The sequence below is a fragment of the Photobacterium carnosum genome (assembly GCF_021236965.1).
In the GTDB taxonomy this organism is placed as follows: Bacteria; Pseudomonadota; Gammaproteobacteria; order Enterobacterales; family Vibrionaceae; genus Photobacterium; species Photobacterium carnosum.
In genome coordinates, this window is record NZ_WMDN01000028.1 from 1 (window position 1) to 14,032 (window position 14,032).

At 37.1% G+C, this 14,032-nt stretch carries 9 protein-coding genes; all 9 read left to right on the forward strand.

Going from position 1 to position 14,032, the window contains the following annotated elements; genetic code table 11:
* Positions 1-115: 115 nt before the first annotated feature.
* A complete protein-coding gene (locus tag GLP24_RS17695) occupies positions 116-343 on the forward strand; it encodes a hypothetical protein (protein ID WP_232616336.1) in 228 nt (75 codons plus the stop codon).
* A gap of 111 nt (positions 344-454) precedes the next feature.
* Positions 455-1,264, forward strand: coding sequence for an exodeoxyribonuclease III (gene xthA, locus GLP24_RS17700; protein ID WP_232612584.1), 810 nt, complete (start codon positions 455-457; stop codon positions 1,262-1,264).
* Positions 1,265-1,774: 510 nt separating this feature from the next.
* Entirely contained in the window at positions 1,775-2,641 is an 867-nt protein-coding gene (focA, locus tag GLP24_RS17705; RefSeq protein WP_101769304.1) for a formate transporter FocA, read from the forward strand.
* A 57-nt stretch (positions 2,642-2,698) separates the two neighbouring features.
* Positions 2,699-4,972, forward strand: a complete 2,274-nt coding sequence (pflB, locus tag GLP24_RS17710; protein WP_152653000.1) for a formate C-acetyltransferase — start codon at positions 2,699-2,701, stop codon at positions 4,970-4,972.
* Positions 4,973-5,175: 203 nt separating this feature from the next.
* Positions 5,176-5,418 carry a hypothetical protein gene (locus tag GLP24_RS17715; RefSeq protein ID WP_232577925.1) on the forward strand — a complete coding sequence of 81 codons (243 nt, stop codon included), beginning with the start codon at positions 5,176-5,178 and terminating at the stop codon, positions 5,416-5,418.
* 31 nt (positions 5,419-5,449) lie between these two features.
* Complete coding sequence (locus tag GLP24_RS17720) at positions 5,450-9,391, forward strand: ATP-binding protein (protein ID WP_232616337.1); 3,942 nt, start codon at positions 5,450-5,452, stop codon at positions 9,389-9,391.
* Between the two features lie 9 nt (positions 9,392-9,400).
* Entirely contained in the window at positions 9,401-10,624 is a 1,224-nt protein-coding gene (locus GLP24_RS17725) for an EAL domain-containing response regulator (RefSeq protein ID WP_152652998.1), read from the forward strand.
* A 118-nt stretch (positions 10,625-10,742) separates the two neighbouring features.
* Entirely contained in the window at positions 10,743-11,483 is a 741-nt protein-coding gene (pflA, locus tag GLP24_RS17730) for a pyruvate formate lyase 1-activating protein (RefSeq protein WP_232616338.1), read from the forward strand.
* A gap of 542 nt (positions 11,484-12,025) precedes the next feature.
* Positions 12,026-13,780 (forward strand): formate--tetrahydrofolate ligase, encoded by a 1,755-nt coding sequence (locus tag GLP24_RS17735; protein ID WP_232616339.1) that lies wholly within the window; start codon positions 12,026-12,028, stop codon positions 13,778-13,780.
* Positions 13,781-14,032 lie beyond the last annotated feature (252 nt).

Consider the following 14,032-nt stretch of genomic DNA (forward strand, 5'->3'; position numbering starts at 1 on the left):
CAGCCAGTTGCTTAGCAGCTGGCTTTTTCATATCAAAAATAAATCACGTCACACGATCAACTCATCAGACTAGCCAATAAATATGTATGATAATTCATATAGTATATGGATCGTTATGACAGAAGCATCTCCCCATACCAACATAAATTGGAAACAGATCAAGATACTGATTATTGATGATCAGCCGTGTTCTGCATTACTCAGTGACAGTGAACATCTCACGATAATAAGAAAAAATGACTGGATAGCTGAAATTCGTTATTACAACATTGGGTTTATCGTTAACTTTCACCATCACCATCATCACGGGGTTAGGCCTGCATACTCGTTTATACCCAAATAAACTTACACTATAGATATGATCGCTCCTGATTGAAATGATCATATATTGAAGTGATAGAGCAATGTGCTAATATCAGTAACCAATAATCATTCGCAGTTATGGATACTAAATATGAAAGTTATTTCTTTTAACATCAATGGGCTACGTGCTCGCTTACATCAACTTCAAGCTATTATTGATAAGCATCAACCTGACGTTATCGGTTTACAAGAAATTAAAGTTCATGACGACGCTTTTCCGTTAGCGGATGTAGAAGCAATGGGATACAAAGTCTACTTTCATGGTCAAAAAGCCCATTACGGTGTCGCTATGCTATGTAAGCAAGAACCTATTAGCGTACAAAAAGGCTTTCCCAGTGATGATGACGAAGCCCAGCGCCGCATGATCATGGCAACTTTTGCGCAACCAAATGGGACCAATATTACGGTAATGAACGGTTATTTTCCTCAAGGGGATAACGTTAAGCATGAAACCAAATTTCCTGCAAAAGAAAAGTTTTACGCTGATCTGATGAGTTATCTTGATACTGAACATACCAATGATGAACAACTTATCGTAATGGGCGATATTAATATCAGTCCTATCGATTTAGATATTGGTATCGGCCCAATAAACGCTAAACGCTGGTTAAAAACAGGTAAATGTTCATTTCAACTGATTGAGCGTCAATGGTTGAAAACCTTATTAGATTGGGGTTTTATTGATACATTCCGTCAACTTCATCCAACAGTCGATGATCAATTCTCATGGTTTGATTACCGTTCAAAAGGCTTTGTTGATAATAGAGGCTTACGTATTGATGTAATTTTAGCTACACCAACATTGGCTGATCGTTGTACAGAATCAGGTATTGATTACGAACTCCGCGGCATTGAAAAGCCTTCAGATCACGCCCCAATTTGGTCTACTTTTACCGATTAATGTTTTAATTAAGTAATAATAACCATAGTTACTCAAACTAATAATTACATCTAAAAGCCGACCATCATTGATATCGGCTTTTATTGATTTTGCATATATATTCATCAATATAATTATACTATACCGTTACAGTATAGACTTAATTTATATTAATGAGTGCTATTCATCGATAAAGGTAAATATAAAAAAAGTTGAATCAATATTTTTTATAGCGACATAAATACGTTAAAAAAAATTCAAAAAAACATAAGTCATTGATTAATAAAGGAGGTGAATTTTGTAATCATGACCGAATAATTATGAAACAAAATTACATTAAAATTTTTTTTAGTTTTTTCAAAAAAAATTATACTCTTTAAATTCAATTAATTACATTATTTTAAACTGTAACAATATGTCTAATTTTGTTATAAATTTTCACCGCAATGATCCAGATCAAATTTATGATTCACAACCTTTGCTATTATTCTGGCAGCCAAACTTAAACCATTAAAGAGCACGCCAGTAAAAATGGAAAACAATCCTTTTGACTCACTGATGCCACCAGCAATGGCACATAAAGCCGAAGAAGTCGGCGTTTATAAAGCAACAAAACACCCGTTACAGTCATTCTTTTTAGCGATAACTGCCGGTGTGTTTATTTCAATTGCTTTTGTATTTTATACAACAGTAACGACTGGCGCAGGTGATATGCCTTGGGGTATGTCTAAATTTGCCGGTGGTCTAGCCTTTACGTTAGGTTTAATCCTAGTAGTTATATGTGGCGGTGAGCTATTTACCTCTTCTGTATTAACCACTGTTGCTCGTGCAAGCGGTCGCATTACTACTGGTCAGTTAATGAAAAACTGGGGCATTGTTTACCTCGGTAACTTCGTTGGCGCAATTTTCTTTGTTGCATGTATTTGGATTGCAAAACAACACCTTGGTGCGAATGGCCAATGGGGTATTAATGCAATGAAAATCGCACAACATAAACTTCATCATGATTTTGGACAAGCTGTTGTTTTAGGTATGCTATGTAACCTAATGGTTTGTCTTGCAACATGGATGACTTTTTCATGCCGTAGTGCCACTGATAAAGTTATGGTAATGTTGCTGCCAGTTGCAATGTTTGTTGCATGTGGTTTTGAGCACTGTATTGCAAATATGTTTATGATTCCAATGGGCATCGTAATTCATGCATTCTCTGGTCCTGAATTTTGGACCATGACAGGCGTAAATCCTGCTCAATTTGCAGATTTAACTGTACATAATTTCGTTATAAACAATCTAATCCCAGTAACCATTGGTAATATCATTGGTGGTGGCGTATTAGTTGGACTAACATATTGGGTTATTCACCGTCGTCCAGAACTTAACGGCAATAGCCATCATTAAGTTTTAACACGGTAACACTTATTTTTTTTCTACTGAATAGTAATAGGTAGGTATACAATGGCAGAGCAATTTGCTGCATGGGAAGGCTTCACAGCTGGTGATTGGCAGAACGAAGTAAACGTTCGTGACTTTATCCAAAAGAACTACACTCCTTTTGAGGGTGACGGCTCTTTCCTAGAAACAGAAGCAACTCCAGCTACAGCTAAACTTTGGGAAGCTGTAATGGTAGGCATCAAACAGGAAAACGCGACTCACGCACCTGTTGATTTCGATACTGATGTTGTTTCTACTATCACTGCACATGATGCTGGTTACATCGACCAAGAACTTGAAATGATCGTAGGTCTTCAAACTGACGCGCCTCTTAAGCGTGGTTTGATCCCTAACGGTGGTATCCGCATGATCGAAAACTCATGCAAAGTATACGGTCGTGAACTAGATCCTACTATCAAGAAGGTTTACTCAGAGCTTCGTAAAACACACAACCAAGGTGTTTTCGATATCTACACTCCTTCAATCATCAAATGTCGTAAGTCTGGTATTCTAACTGGTCTTCCTGATGCATACGGCCGTGGTCGTATCATTGGTGACTACCGTCGTATCGCACTTTACGGTATCGACAAGTTAATGGCTGACAAGCTAGCTCAATTCAAATCTCTAGAAAAGATGTTTGAAAACGGCGAAGATCTTCAAATGACTATGCAACGTCGTGAAGAGATCTGTGAACAGCACCGTGCTCTTGGTCAAATCAAGACTATGGCTGCTAAATACGGTCGTGATATCTCTCTTCCTGCAACTTCTGCACAAGAAGCTATCCAGTGGACTTACTTCGGCTACCTAGCTGCAGTTAAATCACAAAACGGTGCTGCAATGTCTCTAGGTCGTACTTCGACTTTCCTAGACATCTTCATCGAGCGTGATATCGCTGATGGTAAGATCACTGAAGCACAAGCTCAAGAAATGATCGACCACTTCGTAATGAAGCTACGTATGGTTCGTTTCCTACGTACTCCTGAATACGATGAATTGTTCTCTGGTGACCCAATCTGGGCAACAGAATCAATGGGTGGTATGGGTCTTGACGGTCGTACACTAGTTACTCGTTCAAACTTCCGTTTCCTAAACAGCCTATACACAATGGGTCCTTCTCCAGAGCCAAACATCACTGTTCTTTGGTCTGAGCAACTACCTGTAGGCTTCAAGAAGTTCTGTGCGAAGGTATCTATCGATACTTCTTCTATCCAGTACGAAAACGATGACCTAATGCGTCCAGATATGAATTCTGACGATTATGCTATCGCTTGTTGTGTATCGCCAATGGTTGTTGGTAAGCAAATGCAGTTCTTCGGTGCACGTGCTAACCTTGCTAAAACTATGCTTTACGCAATCAACGGCGGCGTTGATGAAAAACTTAAGATCCAAGTAGGTCCTAAAGAAGAGCCTATCACTGATGCTGATTTCCATTACGAAAATGTTCTAGCTCGTCTAGATCACTTCATGGATTGGTTAGCAACAACTTACGTTTCAGCGCTAAACGCTATTCACTGGAGCCACGACAAGTACAGCTACGAAGCATCGCTTATGGCTCTACACGATCGTGACATCAAGCGTACAATGGCTTGTGGTATCGCTGGTCTATCTGTTGCAGCTGACTCACTATCTGCAATCAAATACGCTAAAGTAACACCAATCCGTGATGAAGATGGCGTAGCCGTAGACTTCAGCATTGAAGGTGATTACCCTAAATTTGGTAACAACGATGCACGTGTAGATGACATCGCTTGTGACCTTGTTGAGCGTTTCATGAACAAGATCCGTTCACACAAGATGTACCGTGATGCGATCCCTACTCAGTCTATCTTAACTATCACATCTAACGTTGTGTACGGTAAGAAAACTGGTAACACTCCAGACGGTCGTCGTGCAGGTGCTCCTTTCGCACCAGGTGCTAACCCAATGCACGGTCGTGACGAAAAAGGCGCTGTAGCTTCACTTACTTCTGTAGGTAAACTACCGTTTGCACACGCTAAAGATGGTATTTCATACACATTCTCTATCGTTCCAAACGCACTAGGTAAAGATCTTGATACTCAAGAGAACAACCTAGCAGGTCTTATGGATGGTTACTTCCACCATGAGTCTGGCATCGAAGGTGGTCAACACCTAAACGTTAACGTTCTTAACCGCGAAACTCTAGAAGACGCAGTTAAGCACCCTGAGAACTACCCACAGTTAACTATCCGTGTATCTGGTTATGCTGTGCGTTTTAACTCTCTAACTGCTGAACAGCAGGCTGACGTTATCGCTCGTACTTTCACAGCGTCTCTATAATATAGAGCCTCTTGTGTAGGAAGTTCGCTTCCTAATAAAAACCGGCTTATATAGCCGGTTTTTTTATGCCAAAAATTTGAAGATAAAAACACGCTTCGTTATATTTCTTCAATTTTTTAAGCAACGCGCTATCAATGATCGAGCTTTTGAATACTATCAACATTCAGGTATCGATAGTGTTGAGAATATTTGTGCAAAATCAAATGCAAAAGTATTATATTGAGACAGGCCAATCCATGTTGCTATTATGGCCTCAGTATCGTTTTGATGACGCGCTAGCTCGGTGTTTAGTTGAATTATTTTCACGTGGCTATATAGATAATGACCCACGACATCAACTATGGATTAAAGAAGCTCGATGGACCTTTGAATCACAAGGATTTAAACCTGACTGGTATTTAAAGTTAAAAGCACAGTATCGCTGTCTTCAACGGCCTCTATATTAACTTATTGATTTGTTATTCTAGGTATTTTTCGATGAAAATTTTTATATTACTGCTAACTCTAATATTTACGCTTTCCATACCTGTCACTTTTGCCAACGAATCAACCCATAAAACAATGCCAATCTTAACCGTTGGTTATACTTCACTTAATTGGGCACCATTAGCATTTAAAAATAATGATCAAATCGTGGGATTATTACCCGCTCTTATGGACGCTATTGCCGCTCAAGCCGGCTATCAAATAAAAAATATCTATTACCCCAATTTTGATGAAATGATCTCAGCATTTAAACGCAACGATATTGATCTATTAATAGGTATTGCAGCAACATTTGATCGCCAAAAATATATGCTATTTAGTGATCCTATTTTAAGTACATCATTCGCCATGCTTAGCCGTTCACCACAACATACCAAAATAGCTGATCTGAATAATGTCACGATCAGTGTTGAAGATGGTTTCGCTATCAAACAAAAAATAGCCAATTTACATATTAAAAATCAAATACTCTCACTGCCATCAAATACTATTGCACTTAATGCCGTCGAAACAGGGCTAGCCGATGTTTATATTGGTAACAGCCTTATGCTACATAATTTGTATACTTTTGGTGATTTAAAAAAATCATTATATTTTTCACCATTAACAGAGCTCTCTTTTGAACGCTTATATATCACAGCCACTAAAAATCATGCTCTGCTCCTAAATAAAATTAATAAGGCTTACAACCAGCTACCAGAAACCGTATTAACTAATATTTACGACAAATGGTTAACAGCACCCCAAAAAAAGATGTTAAGTGATCCACATCAGCTTCATTTAACTAAATCTGAAAATAATTACTTACAACAACATGAAAATATTCGTATTGGATACCAATTTCCAGTATCACCAATATTAATCAATAATGATATTATCTTGCACCAGCTAAAAGACATATTAACAATAATAAAAGAAAAACTTCATATTACTACAACGATAGTTCCAATTAATAATTATCAAGATGGTAAGAAAAAATTAGCGGATAATGATATAGATATTATTGCCGCGATAGCTACAACAGCTAATCGCTATAAAGAACTCACCTTTACTGCACCTTATAGTAATGATAAATGGGTAATGGTTGACCGTATTAATCATAAAAAACTAACATCTATTAATTCAACGAATATAATTGGTGTTCTTAACTCAGAAATTGCAGTTCAACGCGTAAAAGAGCATTATCCTACAGTTAAGATTCATCAGTTTAAAACTAACATTGATATTCTTAATGCTGTTATTAATGATGATATTAATTATGCTGTTATACCACTCTCTGTCGCCCAAGTCTTATTACAAAATAATTTTTTAGGTCAATTAAAAATTGTTTCGAGCCGTATAGATAACCAAGACCAAAAAATCGCATTTGCCGTTAAAAAAAATAATGTCTTACTAAGAAATATTATTAATAAAGTATTGGACTCTTTGGCTCCTGATACGTTAGCTAATATCAAAAAAAAGTGGTATACGATTATTCTTAAAGAGGATGGTGATTATCATCGGTTAATTATATTAGCTATCACATTTAGTTTAGCCATAAGTTGTATTATTGGTGCCATTACCATTTGGAATCGTCGTCTAAGCCTTGAAATTAAACACCGTAAAGCCGTCGAAGAAAAATTAACTTATTTAACCAATAATTTTGATGGCGTATTGATTCAACATCACCAAAAAAGTGATGATCCAATGGATATTGATATTTTATTCATAAGTGAAAAAATTATTGATTTTACTGGTATTTCAGCCAGCAAATTTTATTTTTTTCCACGCTTATTACAAGATCGCATTGCCCAGCGAGATGATCATCAAATCTTACTCACAGAAATGCGTAACGCTGTAAAACAAGGCTATTGGCGTACAGAGCTTCAAGTCAATAACCAAGACTCCACAACCCCTTGCTGGATTGAGCTACGCTGCAAAATTACCCCAGCAGCAGTCGGTTGGCAGTGGAATAGTATTTTGATTGATATCACTCAATTAAAGCAGCAACAATTAGCATTAACCATAGCCAAACAAAAATCTCAAGCAGCAACCACCGCAAAATCACGTTTCTTGGCAATAATGAGTCATGAGATCCGCACCCCAATTAGCGGTATTATTTGTTTATTAGATTTAATGAAGCCTTACGCACAACAACCAGAAATAAATCAAATACATAAAAATCTCATGCTTTCAAGTGACCATTTATTAAACATTGTTAATGACGTATTAGATTTTTCTAAACTTGAATCAAACAAACTCGAGATTCATCCCCAACAAAAAATATTAAACCAAATAATCACTATTTTAGTGCAACCGCATGCTATTCATGCCACACAAAAAGGACTCGATTTTAAATTATGGTTAGATCCTAATATTGCCGAAAGTTTACGTTTTGATAGTATGCGTCTTAAACAAATTCTTAATAATTTGCTAAATAATGCGATTAAATTTACTTCTCAGGGGGAAATACGTCTTGATATTAATTTATTGTCGCAACAAAATAACCAACAAGTTATTACTTTTAGAGTCACAGATACCGGTATTGGTATCGCCCCTAAAGATATCTCTAAGCTATTTCAACCATTTGAACAAATAGAACAAAATACTGATCGTCGTTATAACGGTACCGGGCTAGGTTTATCTATTTGTCATCAACTTATTCAATTAATGGGTGGTACGATCGCAGTATCAAGTCATCCAAATCAAGGTTCAAATTTCATCATCACACTGACCTTTGATATTTGTCAGCCAACTAAAATTGAAGCATTAAATAAACACTGTGGATTATTATCAATGGTAGATGATCCCATCTTAATAAACTACTTAACGGCTTGGCATTGCTCTATATCCCAGCTAAATGTAACGACAAAAGAACAGCTAGCGGTTGCGATATCAATCCAATGTATTAATACCATTTTTGTACCTCAATCATGGGCAGAACAGCATAATATTGATCTTAATTGGATCGCTATTAACTTACCATCTGTTAATTGGATCACCATTACATCAACTGATGTAATGTTAACATCCAATATTAACGCGCGTAATATTTCCCTAAGCCCACTCTTATCTCAACAACTTTATCGCGCATTAACCCAACCATTCCAACCTTATAATAATGACTACCAATACCAGCATTCCTTACCTTCGCCTCAGACTCGAGAGCAGGCTATTGCTAATCATCGTTATATTTTGGTAGCAGAAGATCACCCGATCAATCAACAAATACTCAAACAACAACTAGAACAACTTAATTATGCTGTCGATATTGTGGACAATGGTAAACAAGCTTTATCTGCACTAGCAAATACTCACTACAATATTTTATTAACAGATTGCCATATGCCTGAAATGGATGGTTACGAGTTAACTAAAACAATCAGAGAGCAAGAACGGCAAACAGGAGCGGCTATATTACCCATTATTGCGATTACAGCTAATGCGCTAACGAATACAGATCGTTTTAAAGTGATGGGTTTTAGTGATTATTTAATTAAGCCATTAAAACAACAACAGCTAAAAACAGTATTAACTCAATGGCTAAAACCATTAGACATGACTAAGAACATTAAAGATTTATCACTAGAAATAATTAAACCAGTAACATCAACAACACCTCTTGCTCTTATTGATATTAATGAACTATTACCCATTTTTGGTGATAATGATCTTTGCCAAACGCTACTACAACAATATTTAGATTCTTGTTTTGATGATTTATCACAACTTAAAACAGCAATAACACAACAAAACAATGATAATATCTTTATGGTGAGTCATCGTATGAAAGGAGCTGCACGGATGATGGCTTTTCATCCATTAGCACAAGTAACTCAGAAGCTTGAATTACAAACACAACATATTCAAAGAGACATAACGGGTATACAACAAAATTACCAGCAGATTGAACATTTAATCGAACAATTATCACATCAAATTAACAGTAAATAGGATCGAAATATGAACATATTATTGATTGAAGATCATGACTTTCAACGTCAAGTTCTTGCAACCCAATTAACTCATCTTATCGATCCAAATCAAGATCATCTCTATTTTGCAGCCAATGGCATTGATGCATTAGCAGCGGTAACACGTTATCAACCACAATTATTATTTTGTGATCTCAACATGCCACAAATGGATGGTATTAGTTTTCTAGGTCACCTTGCTGAACAACAGTTTACTGGCGCAATAATTATTACCAGTGCTTTAAATGCGGGTGTTCTACATAGTGTCGATAAAATGTGTAAAAACTATGGTCTTAATTTATTAGGTACTTTAGTTAAACCTACTCACCTTGAACAATTAAAACAATTGTTAATCATCGCGACAAACAACTTACAATCAAACAACATAACACCGCCTTTACAACAAGATCTTACTGAAAAAGATATCATCGAGGCATTCAATTCCAATTATCTTATTCCTTATTATCAACCCATCGTAAGTTTACAAACTGGAGAATGGGTTGCTAGCGAAGCATTAATCCGTTTTATTCATCCAGATTATGGCATTGTTCCAGCAATGAAATTTATTAAAATAATATCGAATATAGGAAAAGACAGCCAACTAGCATTACTGATAATTAATCATATAATTAGTCAACAACCTATTTTTTGTGGCCGCAAGGTTGCTGTCAATATATCAGCAGAAACATTAGTTGAACGTAATTTCATTAATAACGTGTTAGCGCTACATCATCAATATCCACAACTGCATCATTGGTTATATTTTGAATTAACCGAATCGGATCTTTTTGAATCTGCAGGAAAAGCATTAGAAGCGGCTGCTCGATTAGGCATGTATGGTTTTAATCTTTCAATTGACGATTTTGGTACGGGATATTCATCATTAAAACAACTTGATATCTTACCGTTTAAATCATTAAAGTTAGATATTAGTTTTGTACAAGCAATGCAAACAAACTATACCGCTAAAGTGATTATTGAAACTTGCTTATTACTCGCTCAACGCCTCAATCTAACGGCAATTGCAGAGGGTGTGGAAGATATTACCTTATGGCTAAAACTGCAAAAAATGGGTTGTGAGCTAGCACAAGGCTATTTTATTTCACCACCATTGCCATTTAGTCAAATTCCTATTTGGCATACTCAATGGCAACAACGAAGCCACCAATTATTAATTAGTTCACCGTCAACACAACAAATACAACCCGTTTAAATGCCACTTACTTTTACGCAACCATATTGATTAACATCTTGAGTTTTCGCTATATTCAAAACCTGTTTTGTAATAAAATAACACATAAATAAAACGCGATATGCGGAGAAATAGAACAATGTCAGTAACAGGTCGTATTCACTCTTTCGAATCTTGCGGAACCGTCGATGGCCCAGGAATTCGGTTTATTGTATTCCTGCAAGGTTGCTTAATGCGCTGCAAATACTGCCACAATCGTGATACATGGGACACCCATGACGGTCGTGAAGCTACTATTGAAGAATTGATGCATGAAGCAAGATCATACCGTCACTTCATGAATGCTTCTGGTGGTGGTGTTACCGCATCTGGTGGCGAAGCCATGCTGCAACCAGAATTTGTCCGTGATTTCTTCCGTGCAGCACAAGCTGATGGTATTCATACTTGCCTTGATACCAATGGCTACATCCGTAAACATACTGATGTGGTAGATGAAGTCTTAGATGCCACAGATTTGGTAATGCTTGATATCAAGCAAATGGATGATAACGTTCACCAAAACTTAGCTGGCGTTTCAAATAAACGTATACTTGATTTTGCACGTTACCTACACCAGCGCGGCCAAAAGACTTGGATCCGTTACGTGATTGTACCGGGGTACACTGATGACGAGCAATCTGCACACCAACTTGGTGAGTTCATCAAAGACATGGATAATATTGAAAAAATCGAGCTGCTACCCTACCATCAGCTTGGTGAGCACAAGTGGGAAGCACTAGGCTTTGAATACCCATTAACTGGGATTAAGCCACCGAAAAAAGAAACAATGGAAAATATTAAAAACATTCTTGCAAGCTATGGCAAGAAGGTTATGTATTAAACAACGGTGTCATAGTTGTTAATACAAAAAAGAGCGGCTTATCTTTATCTCTAAGGAGTTAGATAAGTCGCTCTTTTCTATTTAAACTGAAAAGATAAAATAGTATTTATCGTGACAACGGTAAAATTGTGACAAGAAAAGAGATTAACAACACCATAATTAACAATGAGATTGGTACTGTATACTTCCACTTCGTTACAGGTTCTTGCATAATAACTTCCTTTGCTAAAATTACACCCTACTTGATCAGGGTCATTTTTTATAATTTATATACTTTAAATGCAGAGTAAAAAACAACCAATAACTAATAATGGAATAATACATTTCATAATAATGGAATACGATAAATATCCCCTCTTTATCTTCCACCAAATAGCAACAGTCCCTATAAAAAAACCATAAAATGATATTTATCCATGATAAAATTATGGTATAAACCAAAAGCAAACGTTTGCGTTAATAAAAAAGACATCTTTTCAGTTAAAAAGCATTAAATATCAATATTCGTATTACTCTTTCTGCCGATGAGGAAATAAGCTCTCATGAAAAGCGACATCGAAATTTGCCGTGAAACGCGACTCACCCCCATTGATCGCATCGCCTTTAATGCTGGCATTGAAGCACAAGATCTTACGCCTCAAGGCAGCTTAAAAGCCAAAGTAAAACCCGCTATTTTAAAACGGTTAAGTAATAAACCAGAAGGTAAACTAATACTGGTTACTGCCATTACTCCCACTCCGCTAGGTGAAGGTAAAACAGTAACCACCATTGGCTTAGCACAAGGGTTAGCTAAAATTAAACGCTCTGTATTTGCTTGCATTCGCCAACCATCAATGGGGCCAGTATTTGGCATTAAAGGCGGTGCTGCTGGCGGCGGTTATAGCCAAGTAGCTCCAATGGAAAAGCTCAACCTACACTTAACGGGTGATATTCATGCTGTTACTGCCGCACATAATCTTGCAGCTGCAGCATTAGATGCTCGTCTTTATCATGAAAATCGCTTAGGTTATGACACTTTTACTGCACATACAGACCTACCAGCACTACGGATTGATATTAATAATATTAGTTGGAAGCGAGTAATCGACCACAATGATCGCGCACTACGTATGATCACCATTGGTCAAAATGAACCAGGTAAAACCATTAATGGTCTTGAACGCCACGATGGCTTTGATATATCTGCCGCTTCTGAATTAATGGCAATTTTAGCCCTTGCTACAGATTTAGCCGATATGCGTCAGCGAATTGGTAAAATAGTTGTCGCTTATAACCTTGATGGTGAACCGGTTACTACCGAAGATCTCAAAGTTGCGGGCGCCATGGCCGTTACTATGTGTGAAGCAATTGAACCCACATTAATGCAAACGCTAGAAGGAGTGCCAACCCTTATCCATGCAGGCCCATTTGCAAATATTGCCCACGGTAACTCATCTATTATTGCCGATAAAATCGCACTGAAATTAAGTGAGTTTACGGTTACTGAAGGTGGATTTGGTTCTGATATGGGGTTTGAAAAAGCGTGTAATATTAAAGCACAACAAGCAGGACGTGGGCCCGATTGTGCAGTCGTAGTTACAACCTTACGGGGCCTTAAAGCGAATTCTGGGCTTTATGATTTACGCCCAGGACAACGGCTACCTGATACTATTTTTGAGACAGATACAGCTGCCCTAATTGCTGGTTTTGAGAATTTACGTTGGCATATTAATAACGCCGCCAAATACGGTGTCCCGGTTGTGGTTGCCATTAACCGTTTCCCACAAGATACCGATCAAGAACTTGAGCAATTAAAACAACTGATTTTAACCACAACGTTTAATGTTCATGTTGATGTTGCATTAAGTGAAGCATTTACAAAAGGAGGCGATGGCGCAATAGCACTCGCAAATGCCGTTGTTCATGCCTGCGAAAAGCCTGCAAACTTCAAACCACTGTATAGCTTAGACCAAACCATTGAAGAAAAATTAATGGCAGTCGCTGAAATTGGTTATGGTGCTAAAAATATTGAGCTTTCACCTTTAGCGACTCAACAATTGGCCCAATTAAAAGCACAAGGTTTTAATAAATTAGCAATATGTATGGCAAAAACGCCATTATCGATTACTACCGAACCGCATATTAAAGGCGCACCAACAAATTTTACCGTTCCAATTAGAGAGCTGAAATTATGTGCAGGTGCCGGTTTTATCTATGCTTTATGTGGCAATGTAATGACCATGCCAGGCCTACCTGAAAAACCCGCATTCATGAATCTTGATCTTGATGCTGATGGCAATATCATCGGTCTAACCTAAATCTAACGTATTATATATTGTATCGATAACAGGTATTGTTATCGATACTCCTTTAAATAACACACAACATCCCACAACAAGCCACCGCCATCACTCTCAACCATCGCTTAATATCCATCTGAAAACTATTTAATCACTAAAGCTTCTTCCTTCATTCACATTGTATTGATATTCAATGACGGAATAAACCCACAAAAATAGTGGTTTTTAATTAAAATCAAATAGATAAGATTTTTACCAATATATCAAATG